Here is a 15756-nt window from a genome sequence, read left to right on the forward strand (position 1 = left end):
GCACCTCTTCTAATACTCTAGTGTAGCAATATCTTGAGGAAGCTCATTGATTTCTACCGACTTGACCTTGGCATCATGCATGCGAATCACACGGTCTGCAATCGGGGCTAAAGCAGCATTATGGGTTACGATGATGACCGTCGCTCCCTTTTTACGAGACATGGCCTGTAAAATCCCCAATACTTGCTTACCTGTCTGGTAGTCTAAGGCTCCTGTAGGCTCATCACAAAGGAGAATTTTAGGGTTTTTCGCCACTGCCCGAGCAATCGCCACCCGTTGTTGCTCTCCACCTGACAATTGGGCAGGAAAATTATCAAGACGATTGCCAAGTCCTACTTCTCTTAAAACGGCTTCCGGATCCAAGGCATCAGAGACGATTTCTGAAGCCAATTCGACATTTTCCTTGGCTGTCAGATTGGCTACTAAATTATAAAATTGAAAGACAAAGCCAACGTCATCTCGTCGATAATCCGTTCGTTGATGGGAATTGAGCTTAGAAATATCCACCCCATCAATCAGGACCTGTCCTTCGTCATTCGTGTCCATCCCTCCTAAGATATTGAGAACTGTTGATTTTCCAGCTCCTGACGCCCCTAAAATAATGACCAATTCGCCTTTTTCAATCTCAAAAGAAACATCCTGATTAGCGAGAATCTCCGTTTCTCCACTAGTGTATCGCTTGTAACAGTGCTGCATTTCGATGTAGGCCATTTTTTCTCTCCTCCCTCCTATTTCCTATCTATATTATAGTCCTTTTCGTATAGATTACAAAGAAATCGAGGCATCACCAATAGTGATTCTTCCTCATTATCATGAACTATTATAAATTTTATGCTATAATTAGAGAGAAATTTGATTTATTCTTAGAAAGAAGGCTCATCATGAGTTTACAACAGTTTGAAAGGAAATCACTTCAAGAAATCAACCAGTCTATTGACGTGCCAAAAGGCATCCCCTTTTGGAAGACTCTTCTACTCTTTTCAGGACCAGGAAGTCTGGTAGCTGTCGGCTATATGGATCCGGGAAACTGGATTACCAGTGTGGTCGGAGGGGCACAATACCGCTACCTCCTCTTATCAGTGGTTCTTCTCTCGTCTTTGATCGCCATGCAGTTGCAACAAATGGCTGGGAAATTAGGGATTGTCCATCGTAAGGACCTGGCCCAAACAACCGCCCATCACTTACCAAAATGGCTTCGCTATACCCTTTGGATTGTGATCGAGCTTGCCTTGATGGCGACAGATTTAGCGGAAGTCATCGGCTCAGGGATTGCCCTCCACCTCCTCTTTGGTTGGCCCTTGCTCTTTTCCATTCTGATCACCATCTTTGATGTCTTCCTCTTATTGGGCCTCATGCATCTAGGATTTCGAAAGATCGAGGCCATCGTATCAACCTTGATCCTCACAATCCTTGCGATTTTTGGTTATCTCGTCTTTCTTTCGAAGCCAGATATCGGGGGAATCTTCGCTGGCTTCCTCCCTCAAAAAGAGGTGCTAGGAATTGGGCTTCCAAAAGGAAATGAAGCCTTAACCCTGGCGCTTGGAATCATCGGAGCAACGGTGATGCCCCACAACCTCTACCTCCACTCTTCCATTTCGCAAACGCGAAAAGTCGATTACAAGGATCCAGCAGATATCAAACGGGCAGTGCGCTTTATGACCTGGGATTCAAATATTGAATTGAGTCTGGCTTTCGTCGTCAACTCCCTCCTCTTGATTCTTGGAGCGGCCCTCTTCTTTGGTCACGGAGATAAGATCGGTGCTTTTTCTAGCATGTACAACGCCCTCAAGGATAACCATATTGCCGGTGCTATCGCTAGTCCCTTCTTATCCACCCTCTTTGCCATCGCTTTGTTAGCCAGTGGTCAAAATTCAACCATTACTGGGACTCTAACCGGTCAAATCGTTATGGAAGGTTTCTTGAGATTCCGCTTACCACAATGGGTCGTTCGTCTCATGACTCGGATCATTGCCCTTCTTCCTGTCATCATCGTTGCGATCTTATTTGGAGATCAGGAACATGTCCTTGATGACCTTCTGGTTTATTCTCAAGTCTTCCTATCAGCGGCTCTTCCATTCTCCATCTTCCCTCTGGTTTATTTCACCTCCAACAAGGAAATCATGGGAGAACATGTCAATGCGAAATGGAATACATTCTTAGGCTATCTCGTTGCGATTGTCTTAACTATCTTAAATTTCAATTTGATCGTGACAACTTTTATCAAATAAAGTAACCAGCACTTAAAAGGTGCTGGTTTTTTGTTTATTACACTGCCTTTTCCATCTTGAACCTCCATTTCCTAAAAATTTCCTGACCATTTTTTTAGGAGGGAATTATTTTAAATCACTAATTATTGTGAGATTTTCACAAAATCTTGTCAGAGCCCGTCATTCATAAACTTGTGAAATTTTTGTACACTTTTCGTTATCTGTACAAAAATGAGAATTGTTGTCTAATTTATTCTTTTGGAGTATAATGCTCTTTGTTAGTGTCGTGAAATTATTTAACATATAAATTATTTCAACGTCAAATAAATAAGAATAAATTTATACAACTACAGAAAGGAACATATGGTACGCCAAAGACAAACAACAACCAAGTCAGACTTACGAAATGCGCTCTCAAAACTCCTCTTGCAACAACCTTTTGAAAGCATCACTATTCGACAATTAACCGAAACCGCAGGGATTAACCGTGGGACCTTCTACTTGCACTATGTCGATAAATACGACATGTTTGAGCAAATGAAAATGGACATGATGCAAGAATTGGATAGCCTCTTCGTTGAAGGAAGCCCTGTCAAGGTAAACTTTCTCAATGTCTTGACTACTATTAAAGAGAATTATGATTTTATTTATGCATTGTCCCAATCCTGTTGCTCGGACTTCCGTAAATTGGTAAGAAGTTTTACCCTCCATGCACTAGATGATACTCCTCATTCGAAAGAACACATCATTTCAGACTTTCAAGTTCCATACAAGTATGGTCTAGAAATTTTCATTGCTACCATCGAATCTGTGATTGTGACCTGGCTAGAATCAGGTGCGAAAGAAGAGCCAATCGAAATTGCAACCATTATTCTCAGTGTCTGCGACTTTGCTAGCTGGAACTAAATCCCCCAACCTTTTCCTACCTTTACGGAGAAGGTTTTTCTTTTTGGCAAATGAACAACATATAGATCACCTTGTTCAACTTGTTTGTAAAAAGCAAAAAAGCAGGATGCTAGGATCCTGCTTTTTCTCTATTTTTTCTTTGCCAACATGGTTGCAAATCGAAGTTGAATCCGATGGCCATTCTCATCTCGACGATGGAGATGTCCTGGATTTTCATTGTACTTGACCAATTCCCAATCCTTGTAATACTCCGCCAATTCTCCTTCTTTAAAGGTGAACGAGAAGGGCATCTGGCAAGGATAATCTTCTGTATCCATAGCACATACAATGAGATTGTAACCACCTGGATTGGTATGCTCTTGCATATTGCGGATAATCGCTGGAATCCGATCAGCCTCTAAAAACATGAGGACCACAGTCGATACGATGAAGTCATAGTTTTGGGTAAGAGCTGCAGCATTGATATCATAGAGTCCCACTGGCATCTCTAGATCTTCCTCAGCGACAATACTTTGTAAGATCTCAAGAGCCAGTTCATTTTGATCTACAGCTGTCACGTCAAAGCCATGTTGGGCCAAAAAGAGGGCGTTGCGTCCTTGCCCGCATCCTAGATCCAATGCCTTTCCAGCGGGGACAATTCCCACTGCTTCTAGCACTTCTGAATGGACAGGATTGGTGTTGTATTTTTTGGGGAAATAGTCTTTTGGCTCACAGTAAAATTCTAGGTACCACTCCACATCGTCAGTCGCCGCTTCGACACGATGCCATGCCTGGGGCTCGGCCATGGGGTTCTCTGCTCCTGCTTCAAAGAGGTGGCTCGCGATTTCTTCCCCCTCTTCTGTCAATTCAATAAATCGTAACTGCCCCTTTAAAACTGTAATCTTTCCCCAGGTTTCTACCTTGGTATTGTGCTTTCTTTGAAGAGCTTCTGGCATGGTATCCTTGGTCCAGATAGGCATGCGCTTGTAAGCAATCAATTTTTGTGTCATGCTGCTTCTCCTTTTTCTTTCTGTACCCTTATCATACAGAAAAAAGCCCCTTTTTACAAGTTGGAAAAAGAGGCTCCGCTTTCTAGCGAAACCTCCTTGTTAGGATCTATTCATCCTCTTTATTTTTTGATTTTTTATAAAAGAATCCAGCTAAACTAAATCCACAAACAGCCAATACCCCAAGAAGGACTGAGAAGACCACACTTGAATCTTGAGTCTGGCTAGCCTTTTTAGGGGTATCTCCGAGCGCTTCCTGACAAGTTTCTGGCTTCTTGTCTGAACTGTCTTTTTCAGCAGCAGCCATTAAATTCGCTTTGTTATAGCCATCGTAGACAAAGTCAGCTTCCAAGCCCTTTTCTTCACGAATCTTATCTTCCATTTCCTTTTCAGTAGCCTTGATTTGTTTGAAGATTACATCTGCTCGATCCATGGATTCCTTGGTGACTTCACCTTGAAGAGCTTTGGCTTGGTCATCTGTGAGACCACTATATTTTTGATCCAAAGCAGCTTGTTCCTTGATCCAGCCGGCTTCCATTTTTTTCCATTTATCTTGGATACTGGTGCCAAAGAGGTCTGGATATTTCATGACCATTTGGTCGATGTGCCAAACAGCCCAATACCATGAAGTTGGATCGTACTTAGCAGAGCGGACTTTAAAGGCACCGTAGGTGTCATTGACTAAGCCATAGAATGGGACATATGGGGTATTGCGACTTTGGGCAAGACCCAACCAAACGATTCCACCAAATGGACTTGGTAAGTCTTTCTTGATTTGATAGACATGGGCATCAATGACGTTTTCATTTCCTAGAGCATACTTGTATTTCTTGGTATCAACTTTTTTACCTGGTTCGGCCAAGTCATCTGCTGTAAATTGTTTGAGGTGTTCAAAACGGTTCCGTTGTTCGGCAAAAACATCTTCTAGACTATACTTCTTAGAAGGATCCGTTGGTTTACGAAGCAGATCAAAGTGTTGATCATCATATTTGACATCTGCCTTTGGATCCATCAGGGTAATCCCTGCATAGGTCCGTGAGCGGTTGCGTTCGGTGTATTCGTCCGGACCATAAGAATCCGCAATATGGAACTTGCCATCCTTATCCGTCTTGTAATGATCGGCTTTCTTAGCTACTGCTTCTACATCTTTTGAAGCAATGACATTGTCCTTGTCCTTGAGATCGACATGTCCCAGATAGTAGGTATTGGCAAAAATAGCATAGCGGTCTTGTGGGAATTTAATGGCCACATATTGGTGACCTGAGAGGATTTCCATGTACCAGAGCTCATTTTTATCTGCTACGACAATAATATTCCCTTCAGCAGAACCTTTTTCATCCAGAGTCTTGGCAACGATTTCGATTCCTTCTCGAGCAGTTTTTGCACGAGGCAAGACCAAGTCGATCATGGAAGCTTCTGGTAGGCCATCTTTGACCAAAGGGTCGGCTTTCAAAATCTTGTCATGCGGAGTCGCTGATACCGTCGCTGTCATCGACACGCCCACTTCATTAAAACCATGAGCTCCGAAGTTCCCGTTGCTACCATCACCACGCGCAGCATCATAGGTCGCTGTGTACTTCATTTCATGGCTCAAATGAGGATAGGTAAAGCCATTGGACTCATCTTCGATCTTATCCCCTTCCTTGTAGTCCTTTGCTGGAACTACAACAAAGTTTTGATTGTGGCGCCCGCCATCTGGTGCATAGGGATAGTCCTCTGTACGACCGTAAAGCATAGAGCCATCCGTGGTTAAGTCCTTTCCCACAATGAAGGCGGAACAGGCTTGTGCAACCTGCACAGGGAAGAGAGCGATCAGCATGAGGCCAAACAGTAGTTTGAATAGGATTTTCTTCATAGTCTTTCTCCTTATTGACTACAAAAGAGGCTAGAAAAACTTTCAAGCCTAAGAAAAGCAACTATACCAACACCCTAATTTTAGTATATAATATAAGCAATTGTTTTGCAAGCGATTACAAGCAGAAAGCATAAAAAAGACAGATCTGAAACAAGTTTCAAAACTGTCTTTTTCTTTAACGTGTATTGTATTGTTTCATGACCCGTGCGATGTCCCGGTTTTGTTCCCGACGCTTGATGGATTCACGCTTGTCATAATCATGTTTCCCTTTAGCGAGTCCCAAAAGCAATTTGGCATAGCCGTCCTTGAGATAGACCTTCAAAGGCACCAAGGTCATTCCGGTCCCTTTGGTGTCTTGGTCCAGCTTTTGGATTTGCTTTTTATGAAGAAGGAGCTTGCGACGACGGTCTGGGTCTTGGTTCCAGATATTGCCTTCCTCATAAGGGGCAATGTGGACATTGCTAAGCCAAACTTCGCCATTTTTTACTTGTGCAAAGCCATCTTTCAAGTTAATGCGTGCCGCACGGACACTTTTGATCTCTGTCCCCGTCAGCACCATCCCTGCTTCAATCGTATCCACGATGGTGTAGTCATGTCTCGCCTTTTTATTTTGCGCGACTACCTTTCCTTCGCCCTTTGCCATGTTTGGCTCCTTTCTTTGCTACTTCCTTGTAAAATGGTTTCTTCCCTTTTTTCTTTTTGGATTTAGAGGAAGAATCTTTCCGCTTGTCATCTTTTCTAGCGGTTGATCCCTTAGAAACTTTTTTGTCCTTGCGTCTGCGATCTCTACGATTGCCATCTCGGTCACGTCCTTTAGACTTGAGACCTTTTTCGACGACATCCCATTCACTTGGAATATAAGAGAAATCAATCTCTCCTGTCATCTTGTCGGCTCTTTCTACCTTGATCCGGATTTGCTGACCGACACGGAAGGTCACTCCTGATTTTTCTCCGCGAAGGGTTAGATCCCGTTCATTAAAATGGTAGAATTCAGGGAGATTGGTAATATGGATCAAGCCTTCAACCGTATTTGGCAACTCCACAAAGAGGCCAAATTTCACCACACTGGAAACCACAGCATCGTACTCTTCCCCAACATAGTCTTCCATGTATTCTGCCTTCTTCATAGCCTCTACTTCGCGCTCCGCATCAATAGCCCGGCGCTCCCGACTAGAGGATTGGTTGGCAATGTCTGGAAGGACTTGTTCAAAGTGTTCAGCCACTTCTTGAGATTTTCCATATTCGCGCACCATTCGGTGAACCATCAGGTCCGGATACCGACGGATGGGACTAGTAAAGTGGGTATAATATTCCGCAGCAAGCCCATAGTGGCCATGGTTGTGCTCTGAATAGCGAGCTTGCTGCATCGAGCGCAACAACATCATTGAGAGAACGTCTGCATAGGGTTCTCCTTCGACCTTGCGCATAATTTCTTGCAGGGCTTCTTGGCTCATCTCACTAGCCGTTCCGTAGATCTGGATTCCAAAACTAGAAGCATAATCGATAAACTTCTGTACTTTTTCTGCCTTTGGATCTTCGTGGATCCGGTAGATGAACGGTAGTTTCAGTCGCGTAAAGTGCTCCGCCACTGTCTCATTAGCGATCAGCATAAAGGACTCAATCATCCGCTCGGCAATTCCTCTTTGACGAAGGACAATGTCGACCGGTTTTCCTTCTTTATTGACCAGAATTTTAGCCTCATTGGTATCAAAATTGAGGGCTCCGCGACGAATCCGCATGCTTTCTAGAATGCCATGCAAGGTGGCCATTTGATGAATACTTGGGACAATTTTCTTAAAGGTTTGAGCCTTTTCTTCGTCTCCCGCTAAGATATCATTGACGTCGCTATAGGTCATTCGGAAGGTTGTGTTGATCACTGTTTGGGTAATGGTATGCTTGACAACCTTGCCATGAGGATCAATCTCCATGATGGCAGACTGGGTCAGGCGATCCACATTCGGATTTAAAGAACAGATCCCATTGGAGAGACGCTCTGGCAACATGGGTACTACTCGGTCGGTCACATAGACAGAGGTCGCCCGATTTAGAGCTTCCTTGTCGAGTGCTGAACCTTCCTGAACGTAATAAGAAACATCTGCGATGTGAACACCCAGCTCAAAGTTGCCATTCTTGAGTAACTTGATATGGACCGCATCGTCCAAGTCTTTGGCATCAGCCCCGTCGATGGTAAAGGTGATCTCATCTCGCAGATCCAAGCGTCCCTCTAAATCCTTTGCAGACGGTGCATCTGGAACCTGCTCGGCTTCCTTCAGCACTTCTTCTGGAAATTCTGAGACAATGTCCATGGATTCTAACACTTCCAAAACATCGATTCCTGGATCTGTCACATGACCGACCACATCCCGCACCGTCGCCACAAAATAATTGTGCTTGCGGCTCGGGTATTGATCAATTTCGACCTTGAGGATTTCGGTCCCTTCCAATTGGATGGCTGGCTTCTTCACATAGATCAGCTGGCTGATCTTTTGATTTTTCGAACGAATGTAGCCGGCATATTTAGGCTTTTCCTCATCCAGAACGATTTGTCCAACTACCGTTTTGATGCTATGCTCCAAGACATCAATAATCTTAGCTTCTGCTGCCGTTCCCTTGTTTCGGTCTGCTACCTTGGTAATGACGATCTCAACGGTGTCACCATCGATAGCGTGATTAACATCATTTCGGCCAACAAAGAGGTCCTCTTCTTCGCCTTCTAAACTGACAAAGCCAAAGCCATTCTTATGCGCATGAAAGATCCCCTTGAGGGTAATGGCTGGGGCCTTCTTTTGAGCTAAACGAAGAGAGCCATCATCTTCGAATTTCAACTCATGACGGCGTTCCATCAGAGAGATGGTTTTGACCAAGTCACGGAAATCCTTAGACCCTTCCTTTCCTAGAGCTGCTGCCAGATCATTGATCTGGGCTTTGTCATGCTCCTGTAAATATTCTTTAATACTTGTTTTCATTGATTTATTTGCTGGTTATCCAGCCTCCTTTTTCTATCTACTTGTGTCTTTGTTTTACAAAATAAAAATAGGCAAAGACATTGTCTGAGCCTATCTTATCTACTAGAAAGTACCATTAAGATCATCGCGATCAATAACCAAAAGAAGATCATAATAGCTGTTAAACGCTGCATCACGGCTTCAAACCCGCGCGCTTTTGAACGTTCAAACAAGTCATTTGAGCTTGCGTCAAAGACGTTGCTCGATTGGTTTTTTGTTGGTTGCATAAAAATTGCGATAATAATCAATACTGATAATACTAGTAAAATAGTTGTTAATGCTCCGCTCATATTCAAAACTCCTTAAAATCTTCACTATTATACCATGAAAATCATTTTGATTCAATATGTAAGGTTACTTTTCTTTCCTTGGGACAATACTTCAAGACCTCGATCTTTTCAGGATGGGTTTTGATATTTTTACTGGTCAAATAATTCTGACTCCCACAGCTGGTGCAGGTCAATTGAACTTTAATTCGCACGTACGTCTCTCACTTTCAAATACTTTCTAAATAAGAATAAGAGGAACATCAAATCGGTAAAGGCCAAAAGGGCTGTACCGTAAAATACCCAATGATAGCCAAAATGCATGAAAATACTCGATCCCATCATTGGCCCTAATACACCACCTAAGTAATAAAAGAGCTGGTTGTAGCTAAAGATCCGAGAAATCCCTTCAGGAGGGGTTAAACGATTCAATAATGCAGAAACTCCTGGTAGTAGGGCTCCTGTCCCGATCCCAAAGAGGAAGCGTAAAATCCCTAATTGAAGGGGTGTTTGCGCTTGGGCACAAAGGATATAGAGACAGCCACTATAGAGAAGGGCGATTAATAAGAGCCGGTGATTCCCGATTCGGTCTCCGAGTTTTCCCATCCAACCTGAAAAGAGCATACTGGAGACTCCCATAGCTGAAACAATCATCCCCGATACGAAGATCAGATTATCTCTTTGTCCCAAAGCTCGCACATAAAGAGGCAGGATCGGAGAAATAGATTGAGCGATCATTTGAATGGTCATGCTGGTCAAAAAGAGGCCTAAGAGGATATCTTTTTGCTGAATAGATTTGAGCAACTCCCAACTGGATTTTTGTTCTTCTTTTGGAAGGGGCTCATAGTCTTCCTCAATGCCCCAGAAGGTTAAGAGGGAAACCAAAAATAAGAAGAAACCGACCAAGAGAAAGACATTGCGCATTCCCAGATTTTCGGCAATGAGTCCCCCAATCAAAGGCCCCATCAAGGTTCCAGCCACGACACCGGTCGACAAGGTCCCTAGGGCATAGCCGGATTGGTCCTTGGGAACTTGACTGGCAATCAGGGCTGTACTATTGGGGACAAAGCCTGAAAAGACCCCATTGAGCAAGCGCAGGACCAAGAGCCAAAAGACGGATGGGACAAAGGCAATTCCTCCCATGGTCAGCGTCATGGCAATGGAAGCTCTAAGCATCATGGGTTTTCGACCATAGCGGTCGGCTAAGCTCCCCCAGATGGGAGACATGATCGCAGAAGTTACAGAAGAACTTGCGACGGCAATGCCAGCATAAAAGGGAACAGCCTTGCCCGTAACACCCAACTCTTCCACAAAGAGGGCCATAAAAGGAACGACTAAAGAAAGGCTGGCTCCGATGAAAAAGCACCCGATCCAGGCAATATATAGATTTTTACGCCAATTGATTTCTCTTGTGATAAAATCATCTTCTTTCTAATTGTTGTAGGGCTGCATCTAATTGGGCATAGAGGGCCGTTAGATCGCCATTATTGTCTAAGACCAGATCTGCATGGGCTCTTTTTTCATCTAGCGGCATTTGAGACGCGATGCGTTCTTGGGCCTGCAGTTCTGATAAGTGGTTGCGTTCCATCAGGCGTTTGAGCTGGGTTTCTTTTGATACAGCTACCAACCAGACAGATTCAAACCACCCTTCATAGTGCTGCTCGATTAAGAGAGGAATATCCATAAAAAAGAGATCGGATTGTGCAGCTTGTCTATCTCTTACCTCAGCTAGAGCCTCACGAATAAGCCTGCCTTGAACGCGATTGGACCAGTCTCTTTCACTAAGGTCTGAAAAGATCCGCTGACCCAAAGCGACGCGATCCAGCTCTCCTTCTTTGGTAAGGATCTCTCTCCCAAAATGATCCACTAAGACACGGTAGAGGGCTCCTCCTGGTGCTTGCAAATCATGGACCACTTGATCCGCATCAATGACAGGATACCCTTTTCCTCTCAAATAGGAGGTGACAGTGGACTTTCCTGAAGCAATCCCTCCTGTTAATCCGATGATTCTTGCCATCTAGTTCTCCTTTTGGCAGTGGGGGCAAAAATGGGTTCCGCGTCCCCCTAACTGGATTTTCTCAATCGGTGTCCCGCAGCGCAAACAAGGCTGGCCTGTTTTCCCATAGACCTGGTGCTCTTCCTGCATGGTACCATCCTCTCCGAAGGCATTGCTATAGGAGCGAATAGTGGAGCCACCCTTTTCAACAGCCTGAGCAAGCACAGCAATCGTTTCTTTGCGGATTGCTTTGGCTTCTCTAGTAGTCAATCTTTGACCCAAACGGGCTGGATGAATCTTGGCTCGATAAAGGACCTCATCCACATAGATATTGCCCAGACCAGCCACTAATTTTTGGTCTAAAAGAGCTGATTTAATGGGTTTCTTTGATTTTTTAAGAGCTGCTTGGAAGGCTGGTGCTTTAAAATCCGCTTCCGTCGGCTCTGGACCAATTTTTTTCGCCAAAAAATAGCTGTCGACAAGCTCAGGTATGAGGACTTCCATGGTCCCAAACTTGCGGACATCTTCATAGACCAGGGTGCTACCATCTGTAAAATGAAAGAAGACATGGGCATGCTTGCGAAGAGGAACCTCGTCTGGATAAAAGAAATACTTGCCTTCCATCCGCAAATGCGAGATGAGGACCAGATCCGTCAGATAAAATAAAAGGTATTTCCCACGGCGCCCCATGACCCGAATTTCTTGGCCTGGGAGATCTTGACGAAAAGTATCCAGATCCGTCTGAATCATCTTTGGATACTTTACTTCCACGGACTGGATGATTTTCCCAAGAATTAATTTCTCAAGACCGCGTCGAACCGTCTCTACTTCTGGTAATTCAGGCATAGCTTCTCCTTCTCTAAAAACAAGAAGCAGGCTTCTGCCCACCTCTTCTTAATATTCTTTTTCGTTGTATCCGAAATCAGCTAGGTCTAATTTCTTATCCCGCCAATTTTTCTTGACCTTGACCCAGGTTTCTAGGAAGACTTTGTCCCCTAGCATGAGCTCGATATCCTTACGCGCAAGGGTTCCAATCTTCTTGAGCATGGCGCCACCTTTTCCGATGACAATGCCTTTTTGGCTATCGCGCTCGACCATGATGGTTGCACGGATATGAACCTTATCTGTCTCCTCATCCCGCTTCATAGAATCCACTACTACTGCCACAGAGTGGGGAATTTCTTCCCGCGTCAAGTGCAAGACCTTTTCACGGATCATTTCAGAGACCAAGAAGCGCTCTGGGTGGTCAGTGATTTGGTCAGCAGGGAAATATTGAAAACCTTCTTCTAAGTTTTCACTTAAAATATCAATCAAACGCGAAACATTGTTTCCTTGAAGGGCTGAAATCGGCACGATTTCCTTGAAATCCATCTGACTACGGAAGTCATCGATTTGCGCCAAGAGTTGGTCAGGGTGCACCTTGTCGATCTTGTTGACCACCAGAATAACCGGCACCTTAGCAGCCTTGAGGCGCTCGATGATCATGTCATCGCCCTTCCCACGTGGCTCATCTGCTGGCACCATAAAGAGAACGGTATCGACTTCTCGAAGGGTGCTATAGGCCGACTCCACCATGAAGTCTCCAAGCGCTGTCTTGGGTTTGTGAATCCCTGGGGTATCGATAAAGACGATCTGTTCCTTATCGGTCGTGTAGATTCCCATAATCTTGTTGCGCGTTGTCTGCGCCTTGTCACTCATGATGGCAATTTTTTGCCCCATGACGTGGTTCAAAAAAGTTGACTTCCCAACATTGGGACGTCCTAAAATGGCTACAAAGCCTGATTTAAATGTCATATTATCCTTTCACGAGGGCATACTCCCTCTTATCCAAATACCAAGGCCCAGAATTTGGGCACAAAAATCACCAGTCCTGTTAGTAGGGCAAAGCCTGATACGACGAGGACTGCTCCAGCCGCCATGTCTTTGGCATTCTTTGCCAACATGGAGAAATGGTAGTTACTAGCTAGATCCACCACATTTTCAATGGCTGAATTCATAATTTCAAAAGCAATCACCAAGGTGATGCTGAGCAACAAAAAGAGCCACTCTGTCGCAGAAATCCTAAATACCAAACCAGCAAGAATTGCTACAAGGGCTGATAAGGCATGTTTGCGCATATTGCGCTCTTCTTTGATCGAAGTAAAAATTCCTGTTATCGCAAACTCCAGGCTTGAAGTGAAGTCCCGATTTTTCCATTTTCGCTTATTGTCTTGTGAGTCCATAGGCTGTCAAAATCTCTTCCTGTAAGCCAAACATTTCCTTTTCTTCTTCCGGCGTATAATGATCATAGCCATTAATGTGAAGAAAACCATGCACTGCTAAAAATCCCATTTCGCGCTCAAAACTGTGGCCATATTCTTCGGCTTGCTCACGCGCCTTATCAATTGAAATAAAGAGCTCACCAATATAGGTATCGAATTCAGCCATCATCTCTGCCAATTCTGGATTTTCTGCAAGGTCTTCCTCGTCAAAAGAAATCTCCATCTCTGGCTTGTATTCTAAACTGATGACATCCGTCGGACGATCCGTATCACGGTATTCAAGATTTAGTTCATGACTGCGTTCATTGGTTACAAAAGTCACAGCCATTTCCTTGTCTTCTTTCCCAATTTTTTGAGCAGCAAATTCTAAAATTTCTTGCGTTTGTTTTAAGATTTCGTCAGAGACTTGACCAGTCTCATCTACCATTTCAATATACATCTGGATCACCTCACTATTATCACTTTATTATATCACAAAAACCAGCCTATATACTAGATACAGGCTGGTTTTCAATCTTTTTCTTTGCAGGACAATCTTACACCACTGTTTGCTGGATGGCATTCATCTGGGCATAGATCCCGCCTTGTGCAACCAGTTCCTCGTGTCTACCACGTTCCACAATGCGCCCTTCGGATAAGACTAAGATCTGATCCGCATCTTGAATAGTGGACAAGCGATGGGCAATGATAAAGGTGGTCCGGCCCTTTTGCAGGACTGCCATAGCCTTCTGGATGATTTCTTCTGTTTCCGTATCGATGTGAGAGGTAGCCTCATCCAAAATCAGAATTTGCGGATTCATATAGAGCGTCCGCGCAAAGGAAATCAATTGGCGCTCACCACTTGAAAAGGCGGATCCTTTTTCTACGACTGGATGGTCGATTCCCTTTTCAAGGCGCTCTACAAAGGGCCAAGCCCCGACTTTTTTCAAGGCATCTTTGACCGCATCCCGATCAATGTGATCCTGACTCATGGCTACATTACTAGCTATGGTTCCTGTAAATAGATAAGGATCCTGCAGAACAATCCCCATATGGCTGCGTAAGCTCTCACGAGAGACTTGGCGAATATCTTGACCATCAATCAAAATCGCTCCTTCTTGAGGATCATAAAAACGATAGAGCAGGTTCATAATGGAAGACTTACCTGATCCAGTATGGCCCACAAGAGCGATGGTTTGACCTGGACTAGCCTGAAAGGCAATATCCCGCAGAACTGGCTTGCCTTCTTCATAGGCAAATTGAACGTCGTCAAACACGACTTCTGCCTTTTCTATCTTCAGTTCCGATGCACCATCGGCCTCTAAGGGTTGGTCTAAGAAGGCAAGGACGCGGCTCCCCGTTTCTAAGGATCGCCGAATATTTGGGAATTGACGACTGAGATTGGCCATGAGATCAAATAGATTAATGACATAGTTAATATTGATAAATAAGAAACCAGCCGTCACACCGATATTACCCTGTAGGAAAGAAATCCCAGCTATAGTCAAAATGCCTGCAATCACTAAAAACTTGAGCAATTCCGTCAAGGTCCAAGAAGCAATAGAATCGGCTAAGAGGATTCGATCATTGGCTCCTAACATCTTCTGGGTAGTGGCTTCAAACTCCTCTACCACACCAGGCTCTTGATGATAGAGCTGAATCATACTGGCACCATGCAAGAGTTCATTGACCTGGGTATTGACCTCGCTTCGCGCATCAAAGAAATCCTTCATCGGCTGGTCCGTCATGACCTTGTAGAGATACTGAATCCCATAGAAAATTGGAAAGACCAAACACAAGAGAAGGCCCATCATAGGACTTAGGTAAAAGAGAATCCCTAGGATAAAGAGAAAGCGAACCAAATAAATGACTAAAATCATACAAGAGTTATAAAACTGGGTCCGCAAGGTCTCCGTATCATTGACAATTCTTGTCGCGATCTTCCCAGCCGGTTTATCATCAAAATAAGAAATAGGCAGCCCTTGCATGACTTGAAAGGCTTGATCTCTCAGACTAGCGGTTACTTGATTACTTCCATGTAGCAAGATCCGATTTCCCATGTAGCTAATCAGCTGCCCCAGGCTCAAGACCAAGAGATAAAATCCTCCCATCTGAAGCAAGTCACCTTGCCCGCCACCGTGGGTCAGTGCGGTCAAAGGCCCATCGATCATCTTTTGGAGAAGAAAGGGTGACAATTCAGAAAAAATGGTGGCTAGTAAGAGGCAAATAAAGCCAGCAAGAAAGACAGTTGGATAAAGCGTGATCCTAGATAATAATCGTTTCAAAACTTTCATC

At 44.2% G+C, this 15756-nt stretch carries 16 protein-coding genes; 2 read left to right on the forward strand and 14 right to left on the reverse strand.

Annotated elements, in window-relative coordinates:
• Window positions 1-9: 9 nt before the first annotated feature.
• On the reverse strand, window positions 10-711 hold the full coding sequence (locus HMPREF2893_RS05975) for an ABC transporter ATP-binding protein (protein ID WP_070595245.1): 702 nt from the start codon (window positions 709-711) through the stop codon (window positions 10-12).
• Window positions 712-881: 170 nt separating this feature from the next.
• Here HMPREF2893_RS05975 and HMPREF2893_RS05980 point away from each other — a divergent pair, with 170 nt between their 5' ends.
• Window positions 882-2228: an Nramp family divalent metal transporter gene (locus tag HMPREF2893_RS05980; RefSeq protein WP_003013089.1), complete on the forward strand. Its 1347-nt coding sequence runs from the start codon at window positions 882-884 to the stop codon at window positions 2226-2228.
• Window positions 2229-2570: 342 nt separating this feature from the next.
• Window positions 2571-3113, forward strand: coding sequence for a TetR/AcrR family transcriptional regulator (locus HMPREF2893_RS05985; RefSeq protein ID WP_070675014.1), 543 nt, complete (start codon window positions 2571-2573; stop codon window positions 3111-3113).
• Window positions 3114-3241: 128 nt separating this feature from the next.
• On the opposite strand, the gene tehB is transcribed toward HMPREF2893_RS05985, so the two are convergent.
• The 13 genes from tehB to tetB(46) form a co-directional block, all read right to left on the reverse strand.
• Window positions 3242-4102 (reverse strand): SAM-dependent methyltransferase TehB, encoded by an 861-nt coding sequence (tehB, locus tag HMPREF2893_RS05990; RefSeq protein ID WP_070675017.1) that lies wholly within the window; start codon window positions 4100-4102, stop codon window positions 3242-3244.
• A 106-nt stretch (window positions 4103-4208) separates the two neighbouring features.
• Window positions 4209-5954 (reverse strand): C69 family dipeptidase, encoded by a 1746-nt coding sequence (locus tag HMPREF2893_RS05995; protein ID WP_070675021.1) that lies wholly within the window; start codon window positions 5952-5954, stop codon window positions 4209-4211.
• Between the two features lie 175 nt (window positions 5955-6129).
• On the reverse strand, window positions 6130-6597 hold the full coding sequence (smpB, locus tag HMPREF2893_RS06000) for an SsrA-binding protein SmpB (RefSeq protein ID WP_003005443.1): 468 nt from the start codon (window positions 6595-6597) through the stop codon (window positions 6130-6132).
• Entirely contained in the window at window positions 6560-8920 is a 2361-nt protein-coding gene (gene rnr / locus HMPREF2893_RS06005) for a ribonuclease R (RefSeq protein WP_070675024.1), read from the reverse strand. The genes smpB and rnr overlap by 38 nt, the downstream gene beginning before the upstream one ends.
• 95 nt (window positions 8921-9015) lie before the next feature.
• Window positions 9016-9249, reverse strand: coding sequence for a preprotein translocase subunit SecG (gene secG, locus HMPREF2893_RS06010; protein ID WP_003008189.1), 234 nt, complete (start codon window positions 9247-9249; stop codon window positions 9016-9018).
• 41 nt (window positions 9250-9290) lie between these two features.
• Window positions 9291-9440, reverse strand: coding sequence for a 50S ribosomal protein L33 (rpmG, locus tag HMPREF2893_RS10620; RefSeq protein ID WP_083312235.1), 150 nt, complete (start codon window positions 9438-9440; stop codon window positions 9291-9293).
• Window positions 9430-10629, reverse strand: a complete 1200-nt coding sequence (locus HMPREF2893_RS06015) for a multidrug efflux MFS transporter (RefSeq protein ID WP_303660010.1) — start codon at window positions 10627-10629, stop codon at window positions 9430-9432. The genes rpmG and HMPREF2893_RS06015 overlap by 11 nt, the downstream gene beginning before the upstream one ends.
• Before the next feature lie 16 nt (window positions 10630-10645).
• Window positions 10646-11242 (reverse strand): dephospho-CoA kinase, encoded by a 597-nt coding sequence (gene coaE / locus HMPREF2893_RS06020; RefSeq protein ID WP_070675027.1) that lies wholly within the window; start codon window positions 11240-11242, stop codon window positions 10646-10648.
• Window positions 11243-12067, reverse strand: coding sequence for a DNA-formamidopyrimidine glycosylase (mutM, locus tag HMPREF2893_RS06025; protein WP_070675030.1), 825 nt, complete (start codon window positions 12065-12067; stop codon window positions 11243-11245). It abuts the gene before it with no gap.
• Window positions 12068-12115: 48 nt separating this feature from the next.
• Window positions 12116-13015, reverse strand: coding sequence for a GTPase Era (gene era / locus HMPREF2893_RS06030; RefSeq protein ID WP_003004993.1), 900 nt, complete (start codon window positions 13013-13015; stop codon window positions 12116-12118).
• Between the two features lie 29 nt (window positions 13016-13044).
• Window positions 13045-13443: a diacylglycerol kinase family protein gene (locus tag HMPREF2893_RS06035; RefSeq protein ID WP_003005463.1), complete on the reverse strand. Its 399-nt coding sequence runs from the start codon at window positions 13441-13443 to the stop codon at window positions 13045-13047.
• Complete coding sequence (ybeY, locus tag HMPREF2893_RS06040) at window positions 13424-13921, reverse strand: rRNA maturation RNase YbeY (protein ID WP_003005431.1); 498 nt, start codon at window positions 13919-13921, stop codon at window positions 13424-13426. Before ybeY ends, HMPREF2893_RS06035 begins: the two co-directional genes overlap by 20 nt.
• Window positions 13922-14018: 97 nt before the next feature.
• Entirely contained in the window at window positions 14019-15755 is a 1737-nt protein-coding gene (gene tetB(46), locus HMPREF2893_RS06045) for a tetracycline efflux ABC transporter Tet(46) subunit B (RefSeq protein WP_070449688.1), read from the reverse strand.
• Between the last annotated feature and the right edge of the window lies 1 nt (window position 15756).

Origin of the sequence: Streptococcus sp. HMSC072C09, assembly GCF_001813105.1 — a bacterium.
Taxonomy (GTDB): domain Bacteria; phylum Bacillota; class Bacilli; order Lactobacillales; family Streptococcaceae; genus Streptococcus.